The following is a 26,376-nucleotide window of genomic DNA, read 5'->3' as shown; positions in this document are numbered from 1 at the left end:
CTCAACTGGTTGCTCAACGCCTGGGGCAATGTTTCCGCGGGAAGCTCGGGTTACCAGATTCCGCCTGGCACCCTGCCGTTCGGCAGCTGAGCCGAGGCGCGCACCCGCGCCGATCTCCGACGGGCACGCGAAAGACTCACTGCCCCAAGAGAAATTGCGCGAGATGCCGACCTCGTCGTCCGGCCAGGGCAGTGGCCTGGGTACGACAGGAGAAGCCGTCGGCGAGAATTACCGCGTTCTCGCCGGCGGCGCGCAGCGCGGGCAGCATGCCGTTCTCGGCCACCGCGACCGAAATGTCGTAATGGCCGGCCTGCATGCCGAAGTTTCCGGCGAGACCGCAGCATCCGGTGATTTCCATCATGCGCACGCCCATGCTGGTTAATAGCTGGCGATCGGCCTCGAAGCCGAGAATCGCATGCTGATGACAATGCGGCTGGACCACCACCGATTGCCCCGTCCGGGCCGGCGGCCGCCAGTTCGGCTGCTCGGCGAGAAATTCGGCGAGGGTGCGCACCGCGGCGGCGATCGCGGCCGACCGGGGATCATCCGGCAGCAGTTCCGGCAGGTCGGCACGCAAGACCGCGGTGCAGGACGGTTCCAGTCCGATGACAAGGCCGCCCGCGGCGACGTGTTCCGCCAGTGCGGCCACGGTGGCGCGCAGCCGTGCGCGCGCGCCGTCGAGCTGGCCCGTGCTGATCCAGGTGAGCCCGCAGCAGACGCCGCGCTCGGGGATCCGGACGCGGTAGCCCATTGCGGTCAGCAGCCGCGCCGCGGCCAGCGCGATCTCCGGATCGAAGGCGTCGGTGAAGGTGTCGACCCACAGCATCACGTCGCCGGGGCCGGTCACGGTGCCCGGTTCCTCGGGCGCATAGGCCGACTCGGCGAGCAAGGCGCCCTCGTCCAGATCACGCCAGATCCGGCGGAAAGTGCGCTCCGCCAACTGCGGAACGGTACGCCGCGGGTCCATGCCCGCTGCGCGCAAACCCATACGACGCAGCGCGGCGCGACCGGCCAACGCGTTGACCACGCGCGGCATCCGAGTCGCGACGGTCAGCCACCGGGGTAACCAGCCCAGCGAGTAGTGATCAATCGGACGCGGCCGGCGACGGTAGCGGCGGTACAGCGTCTCCGACTTGTAGGTGGCCATGTCCACCCCCGCCGGGCAGTCCGACCGGCACGCCCGGCACGACAGGCAGAGATCGAGCGACTCGGCGACGGCCTCCGATGACCAGGGCAGCGCGCCGCGCACCACTTCCTGCAGGACCCTCGCCCGGCCACGCGTGCTGTCCTTCTCGTCCCGGGTGGCCTGAAAGGACGGGCACATGAAACCGCCGTCGGCGCGGCACTTGCCGACGCCGACGCAACGATGAACCGCCACGCCGATATCGTCGTCGCGCGGGAATGCGTAACCGTTCGATGTTCGGACCGGGGGGAGCCCGGCGAGTCGCAGATCGGCGTCGACCGGGCGCGGTGCGACGAGCACACCGGGATTCAGCACGTCGCCGGGGTCGAACAGCGCCTTGTATCCGGCGAAGACGTCGAGCGCCGCAGGGGAGTACATCACCGAGAGCAGCTCCGAGCGCGCCCGGCCGTCGCCGTGCTCGCCGGAGAGTGAGCCGCCATGACGGACGACCAGCTCCGCCGCGTCGAACAGGAAAGCGCGAAACCGCCGTGGCGCGTCGACGATCGGGAGATCGAGCCGGACGTGGATGCAGCCGTCGCCGATGTGCCCGTAGAGCAACCCGTCCACGCCATGGTCACGGGTCAGCGCGGCGAAATCGCGCAGGTAGGCGCCGAGCCGCTCGGGTGGCACAGCCGCGTCCTCCCAGCCGGGCCACGCCGGGCGGCCGTCCGGTGTGCGACCGGCCAGTCCCGCGCCGTCGGCACGAATCTGCCAGAGCGCGGCGGCGATACCGGGATCGGTGACGATCCTGCTGTCGAGCGCGCCCGCCGTCCGGCACAACCGCTGTGCGACGGCCACCGCGTCGGCCGCCGTCGCACCGGCGGTCTCCACGAACAGCCATCCGCCGCCCCGCGGCAGGTCCGGGACGAAACCACGGTGCGCCCGGACCACATCGACCAGCCGCGCGTCGATGCCTTCGACCGCGATAGGCGCGCAAGCCATCACCGCGGCCACGTCATCGGCCGCGGTGGCGATGTCGGGGTAGCCGAGCACCGTGAGCACGGTCGCCGCGGGCAGCGCGACCAGCTCGACCGTGGCATCCAGCAGCAGGCCGCAGGTGCCCTCGCTGCCGACGAACGCCTTCGCGGCCGATGCGCCGCGCTCGGGCAGCAGATGCTCCAAGCCGTAACCGGACGCCTGGCGATCGAAGCGCCCCAGATCGGTGCGCAGGACCGCCAGATGCGCCCTGGTGAACTCCGGTAGGCCCGGAACGGCGGACAGATCCGCTGCCAGCGTTCGTTCGGCGCCGGTGCCGTCCAGGATGCGCACTTCGCGCACGGTGTCGGCGGTGCGGCCCCAGGCGACGGCCCGCGGTCCGCAGGCGTTGTTGCCGATCATGCCGCCGAGCGTGCAGCGACTCTGCGTCGAAGGATCGGGTCCGAAGCGCAACCCGTGTGGCCGAGCGACGCGCTGCAGGTCCGACAGCACCACGCCCGGCTGCACCGTGACGACGCGCGCGTCCGGATCGATCACCCCGATCCGGTTCATATGCCTGCTGAAATCGAGCACGAGCCCGGGGCCGATCGCGTTGCCCGCCACGGATGTTCCGCCGCCGCGCGCGGTTACCGGAAGGCCGTGGTCGCTGGCGAACCCCAGGGTGGCCGCGACGTCCTCGTCGGTGCGCGGGAAGACGACCGCGGCCGGGCGAACCCGGTAGTTCGACGCGTCCGAGGAGTACTCCGCACGCCGACGCTCGGAGGTGTCGACCTCGCCCGCGATCCTGCCGCGCAGTGCCGCCATCCGGTTGTCGGTCACCTCGCCAGCCTAGGCTCTGTCTGATCAGCAGCGCCTTCGGCGCTGCGCTACCTCACCGTGCGTTTGCTCAGCGCGAAACCGGCGCGTGGCGGGAATCGACTTGATCTCAACCATTGTTTAGGTCTTAGTGTCGGTGGCCAGGTCTTTGATGGGGTGGGAGTGAGAGGGAGAACAACGTGAGCATCGAATCCGTGGCATGGAGTCAGATGTACCGGCGGGCCAACGCGCCGCGGGAACAGCGACCGTTCCGTCTCGCCACCGCCAAGCGCATCGTCCGGTTCGCCGCGCCGCATCGCCGTCGGATCGGGGCGTTTCTGCTGTTCAGTGTGGTGTCGGCGCTGCTGGCGGTGGCCACGCCGGTACTGGCGGGCCGGGTCGTCAACGACATCGTGGGTGGTGCGGCGCCGCGGGTGGTGGTCATCCTCGCGCTGGTGATCGGTGGGCTGGCGGTGATCGACTCGGGGCTCGGGCTGGCGATTCGCTGGATGTCGGCACGGATCGGCGAGGGATTGATCCTCGACCTGCGCACCGCCGTGTTCGACCACGTGCAGAAGATGCCGGTCGCGTTCTTCACCCGGACCAGGACCGGCGCGCTGGTCAGCCGCTTGAACAACGACGTGATCGGCGCCCAGCGCGCGTTCAGCGACACGCTGTCCGGCGTGGTGGCCAATCTGGTGACCCTCGCGCTGACGCTCGGCGTGATGATCGGCATTTCCTGGCAGATCACGCTGCTCGCGCTGCTGCTGCTTCCGGTGTTCGTGGTCCCGGCGCGCAGGATGGGCAACCGCCTGGCCGACATGCAGCGGGAAGCTGCCAGGTTGAACGCGGCGATGAGCACCCAGATGACAGAGCGCTTCTCCGCGCCGGGCGCGACGCTGGTCAAGCTGTTCGGCCGTCCGGAGCAGGAGTCCGACGAGTTCGCGCTGCGGGCGCGCCGGGTGCGGGACATCGGTGTGCGCACCGCGATGCTGCAAACCGTGTTCGTCACCTCGCTCACGCTGGTGTCGGCGCTGGCGATCGCTCTGGTGTACGGGCTCGGCGGCTGGTACGCGCTGCGCGGGCAGTTGGACGCGGGCGCGGTCGTGTCGCTGTCGCTGCTGCTGACCAGGCTCTACACGCCGCTGACCGCGCTGGCCAGCGCCCGGATGGAAGTCATGGCCGCGCTGGTGAGCTTCGAGCGGGTCTTCGAAGTGCTCGACCTGAAACCGCTGATCGAGGAAGCGCCGAACGCGAAACCAGTTCCCCACGGCCCGGTTTCCGTGGAGCTGGACGAGGTGAGCTTCGGCTACCCGTCGGCCGACAAGGTTTCGCTGGCGTCGCTCGAGGAGGTGGCGAATCTGGACACCCGCGGCGGGGTGGAAGTACTGCACGGGGTGTCACTGCACGCCGAACCAGGACAGCTGATCGCCCTGGTCGGGTCGTCGGGCGCGGGCAAATCGACCATCGCCCAGCTGGTTTCCCGGCTCTACGACGTGGATGGCGGCGCGGTGCGGCTGAACGGCACCGACGTGCGCGAGCTGAGCACCCGGTCGTTGCGGGAGACGGTCGGGCTCGTCACCCAGGACGGTCATCTGTTCCACGACACCATCCGGGCAAATCTGCTGCTCGCCCGGCCCGAAGCGAACGAAGACGAACTCTGGGACGCGCTCGAGCGCGCACGGCTGCGTGAGCTGGTCGCCTCGCTGCCGGATGGGCTGGAGACGGTGGTCGGCGAGCGGGGCTACCGGCTCTCCGGCGGAGAGCGTCAGCGCCTGACCATTGCGCGTCTGCTGCTAAAGCAGCCACGGGTGGTCATCCTGGACGAGGCGACGGCATCGCTGGACTCGACCTCGGAAGCCGCCGTGCAGGAGGCGCTTTCCGAAGCACTGGACGGCAGAACCGCATTGGTGATCGCACACCGGCTGTCCACGATCCGCGCCGCCGACCAGATCTTGGTGCTGGAGGATGGGCGAATCGTGGAGCGCGGCACGCACACCCAGCTGCTCGCCGCCGACGGCCGCTACGCGGAGCTGTACCGGACGCAGTTCGCCGACGAGCCCGTGACCGTCGCAGCGTGATCGCCGCCGCGCAGCGCCACAACCACCGCTGACCCGCGCTTATCGCCGGGTCGGCGGTGCCGGTCAGATGGCGGACGGATTCGCGTAGCAGGTGATGTCGGTGTCCGGGAATGTGCCCGCGCCGAAGTAGGCGTTGATCGCGCTGTTCACACAACTGCTGAGATCGGGCCGGAAGGTCATGTGGATGCGGACGTCCTGCAGCGTGACCATCCGTGACTCGGAAAGATACTGGTGCAATCGGAGACCGTGGGCATAGGGTGTCCGCGGATCTCCGCTAGCCTGCACGATGAGTGCGGGAACGGAATTCCGGACAACCGTCGGGGGTTCCACGGGCCGCGGCCAGAAGGCGCACGGCTGGATATTGCCGGCCAGTGCGCCGAACACCGGTTGCGTGGCACGGGTCTCTTCGATGTTGCGCCAGTACCAGGTCGGATCGATCGGTGCGCCGACATCACCGCAGGCGATCTGTGCCAGCGCCGAATTCTCCTCGTCGCGCAGCGCCTGCACGATCGCGCGCAGCCGGGGTGTGCGCGACGTCGTCGGCGGACCGCCCGCGGCGTCGGCGATCTCCCGCACGGTGGCGGCCAAGGCTTCGTTGAGCCGGAAATTGGTCAGCAAGGCGTGCAAGATGAACGGCAGCCAGTGATCGTTGATCGCGAATCCATCGATGACGATCGGCTGACGGGCGGCGACCCGTACGAGCTCCTCGATGTTGGCTCGCACCTGCTGCGGAGTCGCACCGAGCCGGAACTCGCCATCCCGGACCGCCGCCCACCCGGCCCAGTCGTCCAGCGCGATTTCGTCTGCCGGACCCCAGTCCTGCACCAAGCCGGTCCAATACCGGTCCGGATCGATCGCGCTGTCGAGCACCACCCGATCGAGGCGCTCAGGGAACATCTGGGTCAACACCGCACCGAGGTACGTGCCGTAGGACAAGCCGTAGAAGTTGATCGTGCGCTCACCGAGCGCCGCTCGCACGATATCGATATCCCGCGCGGTGTTGCGCGTGGTGAACTGCCGCATCGTGATCGGATCACGAATCAGGCAGGACGCGGCCATGCCCGCGGACTGTACGGTGTCGTGGACGAATCCCAGCATGTCCAGCCCCGCGGAGCGCACCATCTCGCCGACCGGCCATCCGCACCGCGTCCGGCCGGACGCGCCGACTCCGCGCGGATCCATGCCGATCAGGTCGTAGCTCGCCAGCACCTCCGGTGACAGCACGTCACCGAGCAGATCCACGCTGTCCAGGCCCTGCCCCCCGGGACCGCCCGGGTTGGACAGCAGAATGCCCCGGCGCCGTGCCGCGTCCGCAGCCTTGACCCGCGAGATCGCCACGATCATCGTGCGATCCTCGGGTTTGCTGTAGTCGAGCGGCACTAGTACATCCGCGCACTCGCCACCCGCCTTGTCCAGGTTCTCGATCCCGCAGGGCTTCCACTCGAGCCGCTGCTGATAGAACCGGTCCAACCCGGCGGGGTGCGCTTCGTCAACCGGCTCCGCATGGCTGTACGCGGGCACAGCCAGCAGCGCGGAGACCGCCAGTACCGATATCGACCGCCAGAACAGCTTCGCTGACAACAGACTTCGCCTCTCGACGGGAGCGAACACGCGGGATTGTTGCGCAGTGAACCGTATCGGATCAGGGCCGCGGCAGTAGCGACCCCTTCCCACTCGGGCAGAGCCCGGGCGTCACGGTCGGGTGGTACGGCGCGCGTCGAGCCCGTCCAGCACACGGTCCAGCCCATAGCGGAACTTTTGCTCGCGCCGCTGTTCCGGGTCCTGGTGCCAATCATCTTGGATGCGCGGGAACTCCCGCGCAGCCTCTTCGGCAGCGGGCCGCAGCTCGGCCAGCCACTCTTTCTCGGTCTTTCCGCTGCGGACCAGCAGGGTCAGATACGCCGCCTCGGTGATGCCCATGCCGACCACGTAGCTGATCACGGCGCCGATGCCGTCGCCGGCCTCGTCGACGGGGAAGCCGCCCGCTTCGAACAGCCCGACCATGCGGTCGTTGAGCCGCATGACGTTCGGGCCCAAGTAGGACAACCCCACCTGACCGAGCGTCGAGGCCATCCACGGGTGGCGCAAGATCATCGCGCGCAGGCTCAGCGCGCACTCCTGCGCTGCCGTGCGCCACTGCGCCGGATCGCCGATCTCGGGAACGCTGATCTCGCCGTAGACCTCGTCGACCACCAGCTCGATCAGCTCGTCGCGATTGGTCACATGGCGGTAGAGCGAGGTGGCGCCCGCGTTCAGCCGGGCGCCGAGCTGGCGCATGCTCAGCGCCTCCATCCCCTCGGCGTCCAGCAGCGCCACCGCCTCGGCGACGATCTGTTCCCTGGTCAGAGCCGGTTGTTCGCGGCCGCGTCTGGGGCGCGTCCACACCGAACCCACCGGCTGTTTCTCCGCGGGCATGCCCACTCCTTCCGTCACCGTGAGCGTAGCGCACGTCGTTCGCATATGCGCACGTCAGGCAAATTGCGCACGGTGTTCCACAAGGGGGCGATGCCTTCGTTACCACCTACTAGGTGGCACCGGTCAGGAGTACCGTCCGCTGCATGAAGGGAGGGCCTCGTGGCGTGCTGTTGTTTGCCGATCCGGCGGCGAACCACGCCGCGCTCGCGTGACTTTCAGAACTCGCCCGCGACGCCCAGTAGCGTTCGGCCCGAGTGGGTCCCGTTCTTGATCGAGTGCAGCACCCGCTCCGCCTCGGTGACCGGCGCGTAGCTCACCAGGGTCGAAAGATGCTGGGGGCGAAGCTCGTCGCCGAGCCTGGTCCACAGCTCGGCACGCCGCTCGATGGGCACATTGACCGAATCGATGCCCAGCAGCGCGACCCCGCGCAGGATGAACGGCATCACGGTGGTGGGCAGCTCCGACCCACCGGTGAGACCGCTGACCGCGACGGCGCCGCCATAGCCGATCGCACTGAGGATGTAGGCGAGCGAAGTACCGCCGACGCTGTCCACCGCCGCGGCCCAGCGGGCTTTGGTCAGCGGCCGCAGCTTGGCGCTCGGGTCCTCCGGCAGGCGGCCGATCACCTCATTGGCGCCGAGTTCGCTGAGCAGATCGTCGGCGCCGGCTTTGCCGGTCGAGGCGATGACCTCGAAGCCGAGGCGCGACAGGATATCCACGCTGACGCTGCCGACGCCGCCGGTCGCGCCGGTGACCAGCACCGGGCCGTCGTCCGGCGTGAGTCCGCGGTCCAGCAGGGCCTGCACGCTCAGTGCCGCGGTGAAGCCGGCGGTGCCGATCGCCGCCGCGTCGCGCGGGCTCAGCCGATCGAGCTTGACGATCCAGTCCGCAGGCACCCTGGCGTATTCGGCGAAACCGCCGTTGTGGGAAACACCGAGTTCGTAGCCGTGCGCGACCACCGGATCGCCGGGAGCGAAATCATCGACGGACGATTCGACCACCTCGCCCGCGAGATCGATGCCGGGCACGATCGGGTAGTTGCGGACCACGCCGCCACCCTTGGTGATCGCCAAACCGTCTTTGTAATTCGCGCTCGAGTAGTGCACTTTGATCGTCACGTCGCCCGGTCCGAGGAATTCCTCGTCGACCTGCCGCCGGGTCAGGACGATCCCGCTATCCGATTCCTGTGCCACCATCGCCCAGAACTCCATGCCGACGAGCATACGAGTGTCCGGACCGGTCCGGGCACTACTGCGGCACGAGCTCCAGGCGGACACCGAGCAGACGAACCGGCCGATCGAGCTCGAACCGGTCGACTATGCGCACTGCGGTCTCGGCGATCCGCGCGACGTCGATGGTCGGTTCGGGCAGCTTTTCCTGCTTGCTCCGGGTGTAGAAGGTGTTGGTGCGAACCGTCACCGAGACCCGGATGCCGATCCGGCCGGCGGCGGCCATCTCTTCGGCGACCTCGGTGGCCAGCCGCGCGACCTGGGCACGAATCTCGCCCGGATCGGTCAGGTCGCGCGGAAATGTCTCGGATTTGCTGCGGCCGACGGGAATTCGAGGTTCGGTGGTGACCTCGGTGTCGCCCTTGCCGTGTCCGAGCACCCAGAGATAGGGACCGGTGTTCGGACCGAACTCGGCGGCGAGCCGATGCCGGTCGGCCGTCATCAGCTCGCCGACCGTGTGAATGCCGAGCTCGGCGAGGCGGGCGGCGATTCGATTGCCGATACCCCACAGCGCATCGGTCGGCCGGTGGGCCATCACTTCGCTCCAGTTCGCGGCGGTGAGCCGGTAGACGCCCGCGGCGGCTCCGGCGTCCGCGGCCGGTTCGGCCGATGACTTGCCCGCCGACTTGGCGAACCCGGTGGCGAGCTTGGCGGTGAGCTTGTTGTCGCCGATGCCGATCGAGCAGGTCAGCTCCAAACCGGCGATGGCGCTGCGAACCCGCTGTGCGAGGCCCTCGGGGTCGTCGGTGTCGGCGGCGAGGAACGCCTCGTCCCAGCCCCATACCTCGACCCGCCCTGGAAACGTCCGCAGCAGTGACATCACCTCGTCGGAGGCGTCTTCGTAGGCCGCCATGTCCAAAGGCAGGAAAATGCCCTCGGGGCATTTGCGCTGTGCACTGCGCAACGGCATCCCGGCCCGTACCCCGAACGCACGCGCCGGGTAGGACGCGCAGGTCACCACTTTGCGCGGCTCGGTCGGATCGCCGTGCCCGCCGACGATGACCGGCAGCCCCCGCAGTTCCGGATGACGGCGGAACTCCACCGCCGCCTGGAACTGGTCGAGGTCGACGTGCAACAGCCATCTGGCCACATGTTCGTTCCTACCGCAGCCCTCCGACACGCTGCCGGAATTCCGCCGAACCCGGACAGCCTTGTGCGCGCCAGGAAACCAGAACTAAATTCTGGATATGAAGATTCGAGATCGGTTACTGCTCGCGGCCGAGCGGCAGTTCGCCGAGCGGGGCGCGCTGGACGCGACGCTGACGCAGATCCGCGACGCGGCGGGCGCCAGCGTCGGGGCGCTCTACCACCACTTCCCGGACAAGGCCGACCTGTACCGGCAGGTGTGGGCCAACGCGCTCGCGGACTACCAGGAACACTTCTGGGCGGTGGTCGGCGACAGCACCGGCGCCTACGAGGGGATCACCGCCGGAGTGCTCGAGCACCTGCGCTGGGTGAGCGAGAACCAGTACCGGGCAACGGTGCTCACCTCGGCGCGGCCACCTGGGGTACGGGAGAGCGAGAGCAATCGGCGTTTCATGAGCGACATCGCGCGCTGGTGGCGCACGCATGCCGGGTACGGGGTGGTCCGTGATCTCCCGCTGGACTTGGTCTACGCACTGTGGCTCGGACCAGCGCAGGAGTACACGCGGCAGTGGCTGGGCGGCGAAATGCGCATCGCTCCGACCGAAGTCGCGAGCGAACTCGCCGACGCCGCCTGGCTCACTCTCGTCGCCGACCGCACCCTCGACGGAAAGGTTTCCGAATGACCGCCTCCACGCTGGACATCGACAGCGCGCGAAAGGTACTCGACGCTCAGCCGTTCGCCGCCCTGGTCGGCACCGAGATCACCGCGTTCGGCGACGGCGCCGCTACCTTGGTCATCCGCATCCGTCCCGAACTCGGCCAGCAATTCGGCTTCGTGCACGGCGGCGTGCTCTCCTACGCGGCCGACAACGCGCTCACCTTCGCAGCGGGAACAGTCCTCGGGCCGAACGTGCTCACCGGCGGTTTCACCATCACCTACCTGCGGCCGGCCGCGGGGACGCGGTTGCGTGCGGAAGCGACCGTCACGGGCTCGACCCGACGGCAGGCCGTGGTGCACTGCGAGATCTACGCCGAGGGCCCGGACCGCGAACCCGTGCTCTGCGCGGTGGCACAGGGCACCACGCGAACCGTGGAACGAGCCCTGGGGGCGTGAGGCCGGAATCTGGCTCCTCGAGCGGTTTCCGGATAGCGGACGACCGGTTCGCGTTGCAAGAAAGTTGCAAGGCGGGCCGGGTACGGAAGGTTTCCGTGCCCGGCCCTTTGCGCAGCTCAGGCGGTGGCGGCGAGGGTCCTGCCATCGAGCGCCGGTTCGGCGACCGGCTCGATGGCGTAGGCCAGGATGTCGGCCACGTCGGCGACGGGGCGGACGTCCAGCGCGGCGAGGACTTCCTCGGGGACGTCGTCCAGATCCGGCTCGTTGCGCGCCGGGATGAACACCGTCTTCAAGCCGGCCCGCTGGGCGGCGAGCAGCTTCTGCTTCACGCCACCGATCGGCAGAACCCGGCCGTTCAGCGTGACCTCCCCGGTCATGCCGACGTCCGAGCGCACCTGGCGACCCAGCGCCAGCGAGACCAGAGCCGTGACCATGGTGACGCCCGCGGACGGGCCGTCCTTGGGCACCGCGCCCGCCGGGAAGTGGATGTGGATATTGCGATCCAGCACCGACGGCTCGATGCCGATCTCCTCCAGGTGCGAGCGCACGTAGGTCAGCGCGATCTGCGCGGATTCCTTCATGACGTCGCCGAGCTGGCCGGTCAGGGTCAGCGACCGATCACCCTCGGCGGCGTTGGCCTCGATGTAGAGGACATCGCCACCGGCCCCGGTCACGGCGAGACCGGTCGCCACACCGGGGACCGCCGTGCGTTCCACGGAGTCGGGGGTGAAGCGCGGGCGGCCGAGGTAGTCCTTCAAGTCGCCCAGACCGATCGTCAAGGCGTCCTGCACCAGTTCCTCGTAGCCCAGCTCCGCGTCGTAACCCGATGCGGCAAAATCGGTTGCACGCTCCGACAGCCGAGTCGCCGCCTTGCGCAACGCCTTCGCGATCAGCCGCTCCATCTGCCGCACTCCGGCTTCCCTGGTGTAGTTGGCCGCGATCTCGCGCAGCGCCTCCTCGGTGACGGTCACCTCGTCGGCGGTGAGCGCGTTGCGCTCCAGTTGCCGCGGCATTAGGAAGTCGCGGGCGATGGCCACCTTGTCGTCCTCGGTGTAGCCGTCGACGGTGATCAGCTCCATCCGGTCCAGCAGCGGTCCGGGGATGGTCTCCATGACGTTCGCCGTGGCGATGAACAGCACGTCGGACAGGTCGAGGTCCAGATCGAGGTAGTGGTCGCGGAAGGTGTGGTTCTGCGCCGGGTCCAGCACCTCCAGCAGGGCGGCGGCCGGATCGCCACGGAAGTCCGAGCCGACCTTGTCGATCTCGTCCAGCAGGACGACCGGGTTCATCGAACCGGCCTCTTTCATGGCGCGCACGATGCGGCCGGGCAGCGCGCCGACGTAGGTGCGCCGGTGACCGCGGATCTCGGCCTCGTCGCGCACGCCACCCAGGGCGACGCGAACGAACTTGCGCCCCAAGGCCCGCGCGACGGACTCGCCGAGCGAGGTCTTGCCCACACCGGGCGGACCGACCAGCACCAGCACCGCACCGGAACCGCGTCCACCGACGACCTCCAGGCCGCGGGCGGCACGGCGCGCCCGGACCGCCAGGTACTCGACCATGCGGTCTTTGACCTCGTCCAAGCCGTGGTGATCGGCGTCCAAGACCGCGCGGGCAGCCGAGACATCGGCGCTGTCGGTGGTTTTCACCGTCCACGGGAGTTCCAGCACGGTGTCCAGCCAGGTCCGGATCCAGCCGGATTCCGGGCTCTGATCGCTGGCCCGCTCCAGCCTGCCGACCTCGCGCAGCGCCGCCTCCCGCACGGTGTCAGGCAGATCGGCCCGCTCGACGCGGGCGCGGTAGTCATCGGCGCCGTCGGGTTCGTCCTCGCCGAGTTCCTTGCGGATGGCGTTGAGCTGCTGGCGCAGCAGGAACTCGCGCTGGCTCTTCTCCATCCCCTCGCGGACGTCTTCGCTGATCTTCTCCGTGATCTCGGCCTCGGCGATGTGTTCCTTGGTCCACTCGATCAGGGTGCTCAGCCGCTTGGCCACATCCGGCGTTTCCAGCAGCTCCCGCTTCTGCTCGAAGGTCAGATACGGTGCGTAACCCGCGGTGTCGGCGATCGCCGACGGATCCGTCAGCTGGTTGACCGCGTCGATGATCTGCCACGCCTCCCGGCGCTGGAGCACCGAGACGACCAGCTTCTTGTACTCCGCGGCCAGCTCCTTGGTCCGGCCGTCCGGTGTGGGTGTCTCGACAGGTTCGGCCTCCACCCACAGCGCGGCGCCCGGTCCGGTGACCCCGTGTCCGATCTTGGCGCGCCGCTCGGCCTTCAGGACGGCCGCGGGGGCTCCGCCGCGCATCCGGCCGACCTGTTCGATCGTCGCGACCACACCGTAGGTGGCATAGCCCTCGGTCAGCCGGGGGGCGAGCAGCACGGAGTCCTTCTTCGCGGCCCGGGCGGCATCGATCGCGGCCTGCGCGGACTCGTCCAGTTCGATGGGCACGACCATGCCCGGCAGCACGATCGGATCGGTCAGGAACAGCACCGGCAGGTTCTGTGGTGTAGTCACGTCTTCGACCCTTCCAAAAGTTGAGCGTTGCCTACTCAACCCAGAGGTGTTCGCGTTTGTTCCACGCCCGTCGGGTCGTTCGCTGACGGCGAATTCTCCGCCTAGGGGTCTCGTTGACACTCTGTCCAAGACAATGAGAACGTGGGGGCCTTGGTATCTCATACCGGCGGTACCGCCGGCTCGGCCTAGGGAGTCCCATCGATGTCGTCGCTCGCCGCCGGCGTGTTCATCGACTGGGAAGGGTTGACCGGGCAGTCGAAGTTCGTGGTGGACCTGGTCACGTTTCCGGTCTTCAGTGCGCTGGCCGGGTGGCTGACCAACTGGACCGGCGTACTGATGTTGTTCTGGCCGATCCAGTTTCGCGGTGTTCGGATCCCCGGCCTGCCGGTGCTCTATCCGTACTTTCCGCGCCGGGTCCAGGTGCTGCCGACCTTCTCCGGCGACGGCCGCCGCCTCGGATTCCAGGGTTTCATTCCGGCCCGCGCGGAGAAGATGGCCAGTATCTGCGTGGACAAGGCGCTGATGCGGATCGGCAGCCCCAAGGACTTCATTCACGAACTCGATCTGGACGGTATCGCCGACTACACCGCGATGCTCGCCCGCCAACAGGTGCGGCCACTGGTCGACGAACTGATGTACCGGGAGAACCGCGACCTGTGGCGCACCGTGCCGCGCGCCGCCAAGCAGTTGATCTATCAGCGGGTGGATCGGGAGCTGCCCGCGCTGTCGCGCCGCGCGTTCGCCTCACTCGGCGACAACGTGGACCAACTGATCGACATCAAGAGCTTCGTGATCCGCTACCTGCGGGAAAACCCGGCCATCCTGAAGGACTTGACCACCACCATCGCGGCGCCCGAGTTGCGCTTCATGGTGCGCATCGGATTTCTCGGCGCGCCATTCGGATTGCTGCTGGCCTTGTATATGCATGTGCACCAGCGCATTCCCGTGTTCGGCTTGGTACCGGGCTGGGTGATCGTGCTGCTCGCCTCGGCGGCGATCGGTGTGATCGTGAACGTCATCGCCGTGAAGATGGTTTTCGAGCCGGGCGACCCGCAACCGAGGTACAAGTACCTGTGGAAGCAAGCGCTGCTGGCGAAGCGGCAGCCGCAGGCGGCGACCGACCTCGCACACATCCTGGCCTACCAGGTGCTGACCCTGCCCAACCTGTCGAAAGAGCTGCTCGAGGGCCCGAACGGGGACAAGACCAGGCAGTTGCTGGAGCATTTGATCGCCGACGAGATCCATCGTCAGCTCGGACCGACCACCACACTGGTGCGAGCGGCACTCGGGCGCCGTCAGTTCGTCAACCTCTCGGTCGGTGCGGCGGGAGCCGCGGTCGGCTTGGCGCCCAGCCTGGTGGAAGACGAGGAGTTCACCCTCGAACAGGCCAAGACCATCGACGAGTTCGCGGCGCGCAAACTCCGGCGGTTGACGCCGGGCGAGTTCATGGAGATGTTCTACGCGTCCGTCGAGCAGGACGCCTGGCTGCTGTATCTGCACGGAGCCGTCCTCGGGCTGGTGGTCGGCGCGACGCATCTGGTGGTTTTCGGCTGGTAGCGCGCCCCACGGGCTAATATAAAACAAGCATGCTTGCCTTTTTCTGGCGCCGCTGCGATGCTGGACGATAACGGCGCACGAGGCGGTGTGCCTGGGAGGGCAAGGAAACGCATGGCCGACCTCGAAGCGCTGCTCGGTGATCTCGCCGAAGAATGCACGGATCTGGAACGACTCGTCGGCCCCTTGGCTCCGGAGGAGTGGGCGCGTACGACCCCCGCGCCCGGCTGGACCATCGCCCATCAGATCGGCCATCTGGCATGGACCGACGAAATCGCGACGATCGCGGCAGCGAACCCCGAGACTTTCCAGCGTCTGGTGACCGAGGCCGGGCCGCGTGCGCTCACCTTCGTCGATGAAGCGGCCGAGAAGGCCGCGACCGAGCCACCCGCCGACTTGCTCGACCGGTGGCGGCGTGGACGCGCGTCTCTCGCCGCGGCACTGCGCGCGGTGCCCGCGGGTGTCAAAGTGCCGTGGTTCGGCCCGCCGATGAGCGCGGCTTCGATGACCACCGCCCGCATCATGGAGACCTTTGCGCACGGGCAGGACGTGGCCGACGCGCTCGGCGTGCGCAGGACACCCACCGCGCGGCTGCGCACCGTGGCCCATATCGGCGTGCGTACCAGGAACTTCGCCTACACCGTGCACGGAAAGACCCCGCCCGCGGGGGAATTCCGAGTCGAGCTGACGGCGCCGGACGGCACGATCTGGTCCTGGGGCCCCGACGATGCCGCACAGCGGGTGACCGGACCCGCGCTCGACTTCTGCCTCCTGGTGACGCAGCGCCGCCATCCGGACGACCTCGCGATCGAGGCGCACGGCGACGACGCCGCGGAATGGCTGACTATCGCACAGGCTTTCGCGGGGCCGACGGGCGAGGGAAGGACAGCGGGCCAGTTCGCCTGACCCGCTGCCCCCGACCCGATCCGAAGATTAGGGAGCGGGCGAGCGCCACACTTGGGTGCGCCGTGTTCGTGTCGACGGCCGGACGCCATTGGCCGGGGTGTCTCGATGTGGCAGTCGAGAATGGCGCTCGCCTGCTACACGGATATTTACCCGCTCGTGTACTGCCGGAAACATAAACGCCCCACGAGGGCAGGGTCGTGGAAGCACCGCTTACCCTGCTCGACAATGAGCGAGCGAACCAGCGACACAGCCGCGATCATGCCGGAGCCGCACGGGATCGAGGCACGGGTATGACCACCTATGACTTCTGCGTCATCGACGGCGGCATCGTCGGCGTCGCGACCGCGCACCAGATCCTCACGCGCCACCCGGGCGCGAACCTGGTGCTGCTGGAGAAGGCATCCGAGCTGGCCACGCACCAGACGGGTCACAACAGCGGCGTCATCCATTCCGGCATCTACTATCCGCCGAACAGCCTGAAGGCCACGCTGTGCCGCCGTGGCGCCCGCTGGACCAAGGAGTTCGCTGCGGCACATGACATTCCGCACCGGGTCTGCGGCAAGTTGCTGGTGGCCGCCGACGACGCCGAATACGCGCGCATGCTCGCGCTGCACGAACGGTCGATCACCAACGGGGTGGCCGTCGAACTGATCGACGCCGCGGAACTCGCTCGGCGCGAACCGCGGATCACCGGGGTCGGCGCATTGTTCGTCCCCGACACGGGAATCATCGACTTCACCCAGGTGACGACCGCGCTCGCCGACGAAGTTCGCGCAGCAGGTGGCGAATTCGTGCTCGGCGCCGAGATCACCACGCTTACCGAGACGGCGGACGCGGTGACCGCCGCCGGCCCGACCGGCTCGTGGTCAGCGCGCCGATTGGTGGCCTGCGCGGGTTTGCAGGCCGATCGGATGGCACGAGCGGCCGGGCTGCGCAGGGACTTTCGCATCGTTCCGTTCCGGGGCGAGTACTACCAGCTGCCGCAGGAACGAGCCGGTCTGGTCCGCACGCTGATCTACCCCATTCCGGATCCCGAGCTGCCCTTCCTCGGGGTGCATTTGAGCCCGACGATCGACGGCGCGCTGACCGTCGGCCCGAATGCGGTGCTCGGATTGGCCAGAGAGGGTTATCGCAAGGGCAGCTTCGACGCCAGGGACGCACGAGAGATACTCGGATTTACCGGATTTCACCGGGTCGCCAGGGCGAACGTGCGGACCGGGCTGCGGGAACTGCGCGACTCACTGTTCAAACGCGGATACCTGGCGCAGTGCCGCCGCTACTGTCCGGAGCTCACGCTCGCCGATCTGCTTCCACGCGAGGCCGGCATTCGCGCGCAGGCGGTGCTGCGAGACGGAACACTGGTGCACGACTTCATGATCGAGCGCACCGAGCGCTCGATTCACCTGCTCAACGCGCCCTCGCCCGCAGCGACCTCGGCCATGCCGATCGCGGAGCACATCGTCGATCAACTCTGACGACGCCCAAAGTGAGCGAGCCGCCGAGAAACCGGCCGGTCGCGATCTGGCAATACGACACACCAAATCGCGCAGAGCTCTCGAATAAAGAGGAGAGCTGTAGTACTTTTGACGCCAGTCGTGAACAGGGAGGGCCTATGGGCCACATCAAGTACGCGAGTGACGTCGGAGCACCCGTCGAGGTCGCCTTCAACTACACGGAGAACCACCTATTCGTGCCGGACTGGATGTTCGGCGTCGCGGAATTCGTACCGACCGGCGAAGCGGACCGCGGGTTCGGCGCGGTCTTCGCGACCAGCGCCCGCCTCGCATTCTGGCGACCGCATGTGACCTGCGAGATCACCGAATACCGCCGCAACGCGGTGATCGGGTATACGCTTCGCGGACGCTTGTCCGGAACGCTGACGCTGCGCTTCGACCCGCTCGGCTACGGGCGGTCGGTGCTGACCTCCGAGGCGGCATACGGCCAACCGCGCGGCCCGGTCGGACGCCTGGTGGACGCCGCGGTCGGATCGGCGCTGCGACGTACCGAATCCCGGTTACGGAGGGCGATAGAGGAATTCCACGGTACCGATCTTGTCGGTCGGATTGCGTAGGGTGCCAGCCATGATCATCGTGAGCACCGACGGATCCTGCCTGCGTAATCCCGGCGGCGCCATCGGCTGGGCTTGGGTCAATCATCAGGGCTCCTCGGCAAGTGGGGGAGCCGCGTCCGGAACCAATCAGGTCGCGGAGTTGCGAGCGGTGCTGGAGGCGATCGTCGCCCATCCCGGGTCCGAACCCCTGCTCATCGAAAGCGATTCGCTCTACGCGATCAAATGCGCCTCGGAGTGGGTGTCCGGCTGGCGGCTCAATGGGTGGCGGACGTCCACCGGCGGCGCGGTGAAGAATGTCGAACTCGTCCAGCAGATCGATCGAGCCATCGCGAGCAGGCCCGGCCCGGTTCGATTCCGATGGGTCCGAGGCCATGTCGGCAACTATTTCAATGAGCAGGCCGACGCGTTGGCCGGCGAAGCGGCTCGGCAGGCCGCGGTCACCGCGGCTGTCGCCGAGGCGAACACCGTGGAAATGCCCGCGGTGACTGTGGAGGAAGCGTCGACGGCGCCGGAAGCGCCGAAGGACAAGGCCGCGGGGAAGGCGGCCGCGCCGTCGGCGCCACAAGCATTGACACTGTTCTGATCCGCTCACGCGGGCACGGGGTCTGCCCGAATGACCTCCGGCGGTGGTGGCTCGGCCCACCGCCGGAGGCGCTCGGCTAGTTACCCGGCTGCGGCCCGGGCTGACCGGACGGCGCGGGCTGCGGAGTCCCGCCCGGCGCAGGCGCACCCGGCAGGCCCGTACCGGCGCCCTTCAGCATCGGCGAGTCGAGTTTCTCGACCAGCCACTTGTCGCCCGACTTCTGCAGCTGGGCGATCACGACCACGAACTGCCGCTCCGGGTTGGCCTGGGTGAAGTTGGTCCGGTACTGCGTAAGGGTCACCAGCACCTTCGCCGAGGTCTTGTCGCCGGACTGGTAGCCGCACTGCACGTCGTCGGCCCAGGACTTGACCTGCGCCTGCACCATCGCGTCCTCGAGCGCCTTGGTCGCGTCGTCGAACTCTTTCAGGAACTCCCCGGTCGATCCGGCCTTCACCGTGGTGAAGTAGTCGTCCAGGTTCTTCGAGTAGTCGTAAACCGAGACGTCCTTGCCGAACTGGCAGGCGGCGCTGGTCGAATCGCGAATCGCGTCGAGCTTGTCACCGCGGTCCTTACCCTGCAGGAAGAACACGACGAGAGCGGTGATCGCCGCGACCGCCAGCACACCCGCCGCGAACGCGGCCACCAGCGGAAGCGATGCGGACTTCCCGGACGCGTCCGCCTTGGGAGCGTCCTTCGCCGCCGCCTTCTTCGCCGTCTCGGTCTTGTCTGCCTTCTCCGCCTTGGACAGCTCGGGCTTCGCCGCGGCAGCGGCATCCTCCGACTTCTCGGTCACCGCGTCGGTGTCCTTGCCGCCCGCGGCGGCCTTGGTCTCGGCGTCCTTGTCGGTCTCGGCGTCGTCGGTAGACATCGATACAAACCTGCTTTCCCGGCGCACATCGGTGCGCGCCGATTGGCTTCAGGGCCCGCGACAGCGAACCTTACGCGTTCTACCGGCGAGTATGCCCGGTCCGGCGGGATGACCGGCGGACCGGGTGCGAACTCACCGCACCGGAGGAAGAGTCCGCTCGTTCGGATCCACACCCGGCGGCATCTGCGCCCCGTTGTTCGGTATGTTCGGCCGCGGCGCGTTCGCCGCACCACGGATGAGCTGACCCGGCGGCGGGTTCTCACAGTAATTCCACTTCGGAATCGTGCCGTCCTGCACGACCTCGTTACGGATCTTCGGCGTCTCATAGGTGCAGAACGGCCGCGGCCAGATGTCGATGATCGCGTGGAACTCACCGTCGTGCGCCGGGACGCCCAGCGCCTCGCCGCCGAGCGCGAGCGAGGGGAACAGCGCCCGCAGCGCGGGCAGCCGCAACTGCGCCGCCTTGGTGATCGCCTGGAAGTTGGTGGCCAGGCTGGTGATCGGATCGGCTGTCCGGTCCACCACGGCGCCGAGGCTGGTGAGCTGGCCGGGAGCCTGATCGAGCACGCGCTGCAGTTCGGCATTCGCATTGTTGAACTGCTCGAACAGGGTGCCCGAGTTGCGGGTCAGGGTGGCCAGATCCGGCTGCGCCATGGACGTGGTGTTGGCGATGGTACGCAGATTCGTGATCAGGTTCGTCGTCTGCGGCAGCAACGAGTCCAGGCCGGCCATGGCGAGGCTGATTCCATTGACCATGCCGCGCAGCTGATCCGGTCCCGCGCTGAGCGCGATGTCCAGCTCCTGCAGGATGACCTTGAAGTGGTCCGGGTTGATCTGCGCGATCAGCGCGCTGGAGTTGTCCAGCACCGCCCACACCGGGGTCGGCGTCTGGATCTTCTCCGGATCGAACTCGAACACCGCGCCGTCGGCCAGGAACGGCCCCTGCTCGGAGTTCGGCCGGAAGTCGATGTACTGCTCGCCCGCGCCGGACAGGGCCTGCACCGCGATCCGGGTGTCCACGGGGATCTTGTACTTCGCGTCGATCTGCGCGGTGGCGGAAATGGCCTGGCCGCGATCGGTCAGCTCGATCGAGGTGACCTTGCCGATCCGCCATCCCCGCAGCGTCACATCGTTGCCGGGTTGCAGACCGCCGGAGCGGTTCAGGTTCACCGTGACCGTGTAGTCCGAGCGCAGCGGGTTGACCCGCATGACGTTCACCATCAGATATGCGGCGCCCACCAGCAGCACCAGCACCAGGCCCAGGTTCGACAGCAGCAGCTTGCGGCCGGCCGCGCTGCGCAGGAAGGTCATCGGTGTCCTCCCGCCACCCGGCCCTGCACCAGTTGCAGCACCTGGATCAGGCTCCCCGCGAAGTCCTGCAGGTCCTGCAGGTCCTGGAGTCTGCCGTGCTGGGGGTCGGTGAGCGCGCTGATGTCGAGGTTGGTCGCGGTCGCGTACACGGCGAAACTGCTGCCGCGGAAGGTCGCGTCGACCTTCGGCCGCAGCACGCGCAGCCGATCGAGCAGCACGCCGAAGCCGTCACCGGTTCTGGCCAGCGCGTCCATCAGCTGACGGGTGTTGTCCAGCAGGCTGCCGAGCTGGTCGGTGGAGGTGTTCGCGTAATCGCCGAGCGCGGCGCTGGCCACCGACAGCTTGGTCAGTAGTTCGCCGATGGCCCGGTTGTTCTCCGCGACAGCGCCGATCATCTGCGGCAGCGTGTCGGCCACTTCGCCGAGTTCGGACCGCCGCGACTCGATGGTGTTGGCCAAGGTGCTGAACTCGCCGAGAACGCTGTCCACGCGGGCGGTGTTGGCGTTCAAACTGCTGACCACACCGGTCATTTCGGTGATCAGATGGGCCAGCTGCCCGCCGCGGCCGCCGAGGATGGAGTCCAACTCCGCGCCCAGCCTGGACAGGCTCGCGATGCCGCCGCCGTTGAACAGCATGGACACCGAGATGAGCAGCTGCTCGACGGTCGCACCCGCGGAGGTGCTGTCCAGGGTCAGCGTGTCGCCGTCGCGCAGCATTTCCGCGCCCGGATCGACCTTCGGCTTGGACACCGCGACGAACACGTCACCGAGCGGGGTGGCCTGACGCAGTTCCGCCGTGCTGCCCTTGGGCAACTCGATGTCCTTGCGGATGGTCAGATCCACGATGGCCTGGAAGTTCTTCGTCTTGATGTCGCTGACCACGCCGACATCCGAGCCGCCGATCTTCACCTTCGCCTGGTCGGGCAGGTTCAGCGCGTTCTCGAACACCGCGTGCACCGTGTAGGTGTCCCCGTTCAGGCCGGGTTTGGGCAGCGGCAGCTTCTCCACGGTGAACCCGCAGCCCGCGGTGACCGACACAGCGGCCACCGCGACGACGGCGACCAGCGCCCTGCGTGCCTTGATCGTCATTCGGTACGTCATTTCGTCAGTCCGAGCAGTGCGGCGGTGAGCCCGTAGTCGGGTCCGAAGTCCTGCATGTTTCCGGTGCGGCAGCCATCGGCCCGCATCTGCACGCGTTCGCAGAACAGGCTGACGATCTCACCAGACAGCGCGGTACCGATGATCGCGTGCAGCCGGACGTATTGATGCTCTCGGTTCACGATGCCGTCGATGTTCTGCATGACCATCGGCGCCACGTCGACGACCTCGGTGACGCCGTAGGCGTTGTCGCGCAGCTGCTGGGTGACGTTGGTCAGGCCCGCCATGGTGCCCGCGAGCTGATCCTGGTACTGCGTCAGCGTGGTGCTCGTGTTCGCCAGGAAGGCGTTGAGCTGGTCGAGCGTGGCCTGAAGGCCCGGGGACTGCTCGGCGAGCAGCCCGGTCATCTGGGTCACCCGGTTGCTGAAATCGCGCACCGACTGGTCGTTCTGGGCCAGCATGGTGGTGAGCTCGTTCAACTTGATGATGATGCTGGAGATCGCGTCCTTGTTGTCCACGCCGACCTTCAGTGCGCCGGACAGCGCGTTGAGGGTGTCGCGGATCTTCTCGCCGTTGCCGTTGAGCATCGGGTAGAGAACCCGGCCCGACAGCGGGCCGATCCCCTCCTGGCCCGGCTCCGGCTTGAGCGCGGCGGCGAACTGATCGATCGTCTTGATCATCGTGTCCAGCTCGACCGGCGTCTTGGTGCGCGCCTTGGGCAGGTGCGCGCCGTCGGACATGGTCGCTCCGCCGGTGTAGACGGGGGTGAGCTCGATGTGCCGGTCGGTCACGATGGACGGCGAAACGATCGCGGCCTGCGCGTCTTTCGGGATCTTCACGTCCTTGTCGATGGACATGTGCACCTCGACCAGGGTGCCTTTGGGCACGACCTTGTCGACTTTGCCGACGTCCAGGCCGAGCACCGTGATCGGATTGCCCTCGTAGATGCCCGCGATGTTCTCGAAGTCCGCGGTGATCCGCATCGTGGTGCCCAGCGCGTCGTTCACCGAACTCGGCAGCAGTGAGCAACTGCCGACCGTCAGCGCCGCGGCGCTGATCATGAGCGTCTTCGCGACGGTCTTCAGCGGAAAAGCCGTGCGGAGTTTCATCCCTGGCACCCCTCGATCACTTGGGCGAAGCACAACCAGTTGTCCGGGAAGAGCCACGGCAGGCCGACGTCGCCGTACGGACCGCTGCCACCCCACGAGTTCGCCAGGTAGCGCACCGTCGGCGGCATGAGCGACAGCAGCCGGTCCAGGTTGTCCTTGTTCTTCTGCAGGCCCTCGGCCATGGTGTTCAGCTGCGCGATGGTCGGCCCGAGCTGATCGTCGTTCTCCGCGCCGATCTCCTGCAGCTGCCTGGTCAGCGTCGCGACGCCGTCGAGCAGCTGGCGCAGCAGCGCTTGGCGCTCCATCACCCGGTTGGCGATGGCCTCGCCCTGAGTGATCACCAGCAGCACGCTGTTGCGGTTGTCGGCGAGGATCCTGGTGACCCGGTCCAGGTCCTTCAGCAGCGAATCCACCTCGGCCCTGCGGGTATCGATCACCTTGGCCAGTGCGCCGACGCTGTCGAGTGCCTGCGCGGCGAGCTGCGGCGAGCCGCCCATCTGCTCATTGATCAAATTCAGCGACTGCGCCAGCTTTTTGGTGTCGAGCGTCTCGAACTTCGGCGTGCCGATCTGCACCACGTCGGCCAGGTTGTACGGAACGGCGGTATTGGACAGCGGGATCCGCTTGCCCTTCAAGCCGGAGCCGTCGCCGGGCTCCAGATCGACATACCTGGCGCCGAGCAGCGTGGCCATCTTGATCGCGGCGCGCGCGTCCGGGCCGAGCTTCACGTCGTCGCGCACGCTGAGCGTGAGCAGCACGTGGCTTCCCTCGAGTTCGGCGTCGACCACCCGGCCTGCGGACACACCCGCGACGTTCACCTTGTCGCCGACCTTGATGCCGGCGGCCTGCACGAACTCGGCCTTGATCGACTGCTCGCCGACCCCGATGAGTTTGTAGACGCTGGACACCAGCAGCAGCACCACGATGAGGACGCCGCCGATGATGCCCAACCAGAAGTACCGGTTGCTGTCGAACCTGGCCTTGAGTTTCGTCATCATGGGCGGCACACCGCCGAGTGCGAGGTCCCGCCGATCTGGGAGAACAGTCCGCGCGGGAACAGGATGCCGTAGAGCGAGACGTCCAGGCCGCACAGGTACGCGTTGGCGTAGGCGCCTTCGGAGGTGTGCCTGCCCGCCGCCGACAGGACGTTCGGCAGATCGATGGCCGCCTGGTCCAGCTTGGCGCCGTTGTCCAGCAGCAGGGTCAGCGCCGCGCTGGTGGAATTCTGCGCGGTCTGCAGCTTGGGCTGGATCCGGTCCATCATGTCGACCAGCGACGTGGTGGCGCCGGCGATCTGCTCGGTGGAGGCGAGCAGCGACTGCCCCTGGTCGTACAGCCCGCCGATCAACGCCCGGGTCTGGGTTATCAGGGTCTCCAATTCATCACCTCGTTTGGCCAACCCCGCCATCACGCCGGAGAGGTTGGTGATCACATCGGACAGAATCGCGTCCCTGCGCTGGAAGTCGGTGGCCAGCTGCGCGGCTTGGACGATGAACGCGCTCAACGAGACACCGTCACCCTGCAACGCCTGGATGAAGGTCTCCGACAAGCGGTTGACCTGTTCGGGTTGCAACACCTGGAACAGCGGCTGAAAACCGTTGAGCAGAGCCGACACATCGAACGACGGCTCGGTCCGCTCGATCGGGATCGACCCCTTGTTCTTCAGCGGCGTCGGGCTCGGCGCCGTGCCGGGAGCCAGGGCCACATACCGCTGACCGATCAGGTTCTGGTAGCGGACAAGGGCTTTGGTGTCGTCGTAAATCGTCTGGTCGCGCTGCACCACGAAGGTGACTTTGGCGACCGACTTCTTCAGATCGGCGTCGCGGCCGAGCTCGATCTTCTCCACCTTGCCCACCCGGACGCCCGCCATGCGCACGTCGTCGCCCTCGTGCAGGCCGAGCACGTCGGAGAAGGTCGCGGAGTAGGTGTAGGTTTCACCACTGACAGTGCGCGCCAACGTATTCCACACCACCACCGTGACCAGGATCGACACGATGGCGAAGATGCTGAATCCGATCAGCGGCTTACGAATGCTCATCGTCCGGCACCGTTGTCGGACACGTGCATGGTTCCGCCCTTCAAAATCGAGCCGAGCAGCAAATATTCGGCGGTGGTCGGCTTGCGGCCGAGCAGCGCGACGATCGCCGAGTCACCCTGGTAGGAGATCGGCGCTGCCGACGGGGTGCCCTCGGGCGCGGCGGCCGGAGCGGCCGGCGCCGGGGCGGCGGGCGGGAGCAAGCCAGGCGGCAACATCGGGAACAGGCCCTCGAGCGGCGTGCCCGCGAACGGAGCGGGCACCCCGCCGGTGGGAGCGGCCGCGGTGGCCCGGGTCGGGTCCGGAGTGGTGACACCCGGGATCAAGGGCAGACCCGGCATCGGCACCACCGGCGGAAGCCCGGCGGCCGAGGCGAGCGCGCGCGGCTTCAGCTGTTCCGGCAGTTCCGGCAGTTCGGCGACGGCGGGCGCGGTGTAACAGCTGGGGCCGACCAGCTCGCCGTAGCGCGGGCAGTCGGCCACGGTGTACGGCCGGTACGGCGTCAGCGTGATACCCGCGTTCCAGACCTGCTGCTTCTGCGGACCCCAATGGAACGTGGTGTCCATCCGGCGCATCGTCTCGCTGAGGTTGAGCAGGCTCCTGGTGATCGCGTCGGGGTCGGCCGCGAGGGCGCCGAACATGTCGCTGGTGCCAGCCGTGACCTCCTTGCCGACGTCCGGGTTGCGGGCGAAGAGATCGTTCACCGTGTCCATCGTCCGGCTGGTGCCGGTGATCAGCGCGACCAGCTCGCTCCGCCGGTCGGCGATGGTGCTGGCGGTCTGCACCGAGCTGCCGAGCACGTCGACCAGCTCCGGCGCGGACTGGTTGAGCGCATGGAACGACGCGGAGAAGTCGCCGAGCAGCACGCCGAGGTCGGGGATCGACTCGTCGACCGCCAGCAGCCAGCGGTCGAACCGCTCGACCGTGGAGCCGGGCATCCGGCCGCTGCCGTCCAGCGCCTGCGACAGGGTGCCGAGCACGCGGCCGAATTGCACCGGGTCGATCTTGTCGAGGATGTCGCGCACGGTGGTGAGGGTGTCCTGCAGCGCGATGGTGCCCTGGCTGCGGTCTTCCTCGATGACGGAGCCCTCGTGCAGATACTGATCGGAGGGTCCGTTGAAGACCAGTTCGACGGAGGTGACGGCGAACAGATTGCTCGGCACCACGCGGGCGGTCACGTTGGCCGGGATATCGCCGGCGAACTCCGGCTTCATCTCGATCCTGACCTTCTGCAGTTCGCCCTTCGCGGCGACGTCGACGTTCTGCACCGCGCCGACGAGCACGCCGCGGAACTTCACGTCGGCCTGCTCGGGCAAGCCGTCGCCGGTGGTGGTCAGGTTCGCGGTGACGTTGACCTTCTCCTTGAAGTAGCCCTGGTAACGCAGCATCAGGAAGGTCAGCACCAGCGCGAAGACGACCAGACCGCACAGGCCTGCGACGAGCAACTGCCGCATCGTGGGCCCGCGCCCACTGGGATCGATGATCATCTG

21 protein-coding genes are annotated in these 26,376 nt (G+C 67.7%); 8 read left to right on the top strand and 13 right to left on the bottom strand.

Annotation, left to right across the window (positions count from 1 at the left end; all coding sequences use genetic code 11):
* Positions 1-136: 136 nt before the first annotated feature.
* Positions 137-2,923: an FAD-binding and (Fe-S)-binding domain-containing protein gene (locus IU459_RS00915; RefSeq protein ID WP_195127776.1), complete on the bottom strand. Its 2,787-nt coding sequence runs from the start codon at positions 2,921-2,923 to the stop codon at positions 137-139.
* Between the two features lie 191 nt (positions 2,924-3,114).
* Here IU459_RS00915 and IU459_RS00910 point away from each other — a divergent pair, with 191 nt between their 5' ends.
* Entirely contained in the window at positions 3,115-4,995 is a 1,881-nt protein-coding gene (locus tag IU459_RS00910; protein ID WP_195127498.1) for an ABC transporter ATP-binding protein, read from the top strand.
* A 63-nt stretch (positions 4,996-5,058) separates the two neighbouring features.
* Here the strand turns inward: IU459_RS00910 and IU459_RS00905 are convergent, their stop codons facing one another.
* The 4 genes from IU459_RS00905 to IU459_RS00890 form a co-directional block, all read right to left on the bottom strand.
* Positions 5,059-6,576: an alpha/beta fold hydrolase gene (locus IU459_RS00905; RefSeq protein WP_195127497.1), complete on the bottom strand. Its 1,518-nt coding sequence runs from the start codon at positions 6,574-6,576 to the stop codon at positions 5,059-5,061.
* 111 nt (positions 6,577-6,687) lie between these two features.
* Positions 6,688-7,410, bottom strand: coding sequence for a TetR/AcrR family transcriptional regulator (locus IU459_RS00900; RefSeq protein ID WP_195127496.1), 723 nt, complete (start codon positions 7,408-7,410; stop codon positions 6,688-6,690).
* A gap of 215 nt (positions 7,411-7,625) precedes the next feature.
* On the bottom strand, positions 7,626-8,621 hold the full coding sequence (locus IU459_RS00895) for an oxidoreductase (protein WP_195127495.1): 996 nt from the start codon (positions 8,619-8,621) through the stop codon (positions 7,626-7,628).
* Between the two features lie 37 nt (positions 8,622-8,658).
* Complete coding sequence (locus tag IU459_RS00890) at positions 8,659-9,729, bottom strand: DNA polymerase IV (protein ID WP_195127494.1); 1,071 nt, start codon at positions 9,727-9,729, stop codon at positions 8,659-8,661.
* A gap of 97 nt (positions 9,730-9,826) precedes the next feature.
* On the opposite strand from IU459_RS00890, the gene IU459_RS00885 reads away from it, so the two are divergent.
* A complete protein-coding gene (locus IU459_RS00885) occupies positions 9,827-10,408 on the top strand; it encodes a TetR/AcrR family transcriptional regulator (protein WP_195127493.1) in 582 nt (193 codons plus the stop codon).
* On the top strand, positions 10,405-10,839 hold the full coding sequence (locus IU459_RS00880) for a PaaI family thioesterase (protein WP_195127492.1): 435 nt from the start codon (positions 10,405-10,407) through the stop codon (positions 10,837-10,839). The genes IU459_RS00885 and IU459_RS00880 overlap by 4 nt, the downstream gene beginning before the upstream one ends.
* Positions 10,840-10,955: 116 nt before the next feature.
* Here the strand turns inward: IU459_RS00880 and lon are convergent, their stop codons facing one another.
* Positions 10,956-13,292 carry an endopeptidase La gene (gene lon, locus IU459_RS00875; protein ID WP_228837223.1) on the bottom strand — a complete coding sequence of 779 codons (2,337 nt, stop codon included), beginning with the start codon at positions 13,290-13,292 and terminating at the stop codon, positions 10,956-10,958.
* A gap of 261 nt (positions 13,293-13,553) precedes the next feature.
* Between lon and IU459_RS00870 the strand changes: the two genes are divergently transcribed.
* The 5 genes from IU459_RS00870 to IU459_RS00850 all read left to right on the top strand — a co-directional run bounded on the left by IU459_RS00870 (position 13,554) and on the right by IU459_RS00850 (position 18,466).
* Positions 13,554-14,909: a hypothetical protein gene (locus IU459_RS00870; RefSeq protein WP_195127491.1), complete on the top strand. Its 1,356-nt coding sequence runs from the start codon at positions 13,554-13,556 to the stop codon at positions 14,907-14,909.
* 111 nt (positions 14,910-15,020) lie between these two features.
* Positions 15,021-15,812 (top strand): TIGR03084 family metal-binding protein, encoded by a 792-nt coding sequence (locus tag IU459_RS00865; protein WP_195127490.1) that lies wholly within the window; start codon positions 15,021-15,023, stop codon positions 15,810-15,812.
* A gap of 290 nt (positions 15,813-16,102) precedes the next feature.
* Positions 16,103-17,287, top strand: a complete 1,185-nt coding sequence (lhgO, locus tag IU459_RS00860) for an L-2-hydroxyglutarate oxidase (protein WP_195127489.1) — start codon at positions 16,103-16,105, stop codon at positions 17,285-17,287.
* Between the two features lie 137 nt (positions 17,288-17,424).
* Complete coding sequence (locus IU459_RS00855; RefSeq protein WP_195127488.1) at positions 17,425-17,883, top strand: SRPBCC family protein; 459 nt, start codon at positions 17,425-17,427, stop codon at positions 17,881-17,883.
* 10 nt (positions 17,884-17,893) lie between these two features.
* Positions 17,894-18,466: a ribonuclease H family protein gene (locus IU459_RS00850; protein WP_195127487.1), complete on the top strand. Its 573-nt coding sequence runs from the start codon at positions 17,894-17,896 to the stop codon at positions 18,464-18,466.
* Positions 18,467-18,542: 76 nt separating this feature from the next.
* On the opposite strand, the gene IU459_RS00845 is transcribed toward IU459_RS00850, so the two are convergent.
* The 7 genes from IU459_RS00845 to IU459_RS00815 all read right to left on the bottom strand — a co-directional run bounded on the left by IU459_RS00845 (position 18,543) and on the right by IU459_RS00815 (position 26,373).
* Complete coding sequence (locus tag IU459_RS00845) at positions 18,543-19,334, bottom strand: hypothetical protein (protein ID WP_195127486.1); 792 nt, start codon at positions 19,332-19,334, stop codon at positions 18,543-18,545.
* Between the two features lie 132 nt (positions 19,335-19,466).
* Positions 19,467-20,645, bottom strand: a complete 1,179-nt coding sequence (locus IU459_RS00840; protein ID WP_195127485.1) for an MlaD family protein — start codon at positions 20,643-20,645, stop codon at positions 19,467-19,469.
* Positions 20,642-21,733: an MCE family protein gene (locus IU459_RS00835; protein ID WP_195127484.1), complete on the bottom strand. Its 1,092-nt coding sequence runs from the start codon at positions 21,731-21,733 to the stop codon at positions 20,642-20,644. The genes IU459_RS00840 and IU459_RS00835 overlap by 4 nt, the downstream gene beginning before the upstream one ends.
* Before the next feature lie 8 nt (positions 21,734-21,741).
* Complete coding sequence (locus IU459_RS00830) at positions 21,742-22,851, bottom strand: MCE family protein (RefSeq protein WP_195127483.1); 1,110 nt, start codon at positions 22,849-22,851, stop codon at positions 21,742-21,744.
* Positions 22,848-23,846, bottom strand: coding sequence for an MCE family protein (locus IU459_RS00825; RefSeq protein ID WP_195127774.1), 999 nt, complete (start codon positions 23,844-23,846; stop codon positions 22,848-22,850). The genes IU459_RS00830 and IU459_RS00825 overlap by 4 nt, the downstream gene beginning before the upstream one ends.
* On the bottom strand, positions 23,846-24,889 hold the full coding sequence (locus tag IU459_RS00820) for an MCE family protein (RefSeq protein WP_195127482.1): 1,044 nt from the start codon (positions 24,887-24,889) through the stop codon (positions 23,846-23,848). Before IU459_RS00820 ends, IU459_RS00825 begins: the two co-directional genes overlap by 1 nt.
* Positions 24,886-26,373: an MlaD family protein gene (locus tag IU459_RS00815; protein ID WP_195127481.1), complete on the bottom strand. Its 1,488-nt coding sequence runs from the start codon at positions 26,371-26,373 to the stop codon at positions 24,886-24,888. The genes IU459_RS00820 and IU459_RS00815 overlap by 4 nt, the downstream gene beginning before the upstream one ends.
* Positions 26,374-26,376: the final 3 nt, after the last annotated feature.

Source organism: Nocardia amamiensis (genome assembly GCF_015477605.1).
Classification (GTDB): domain Bacteria; phylum Actinomycetota; class Actinomycetes; order Mycobacteriales; family Mycobacteriaceae; genus Nocardia; species Nocardia amamiensis_A.
The sequence above is the reverse complement of the archived record's forward strand: the minus strand, read 5'-3'. Positions and strand labels throughout refer to the sequence as shown.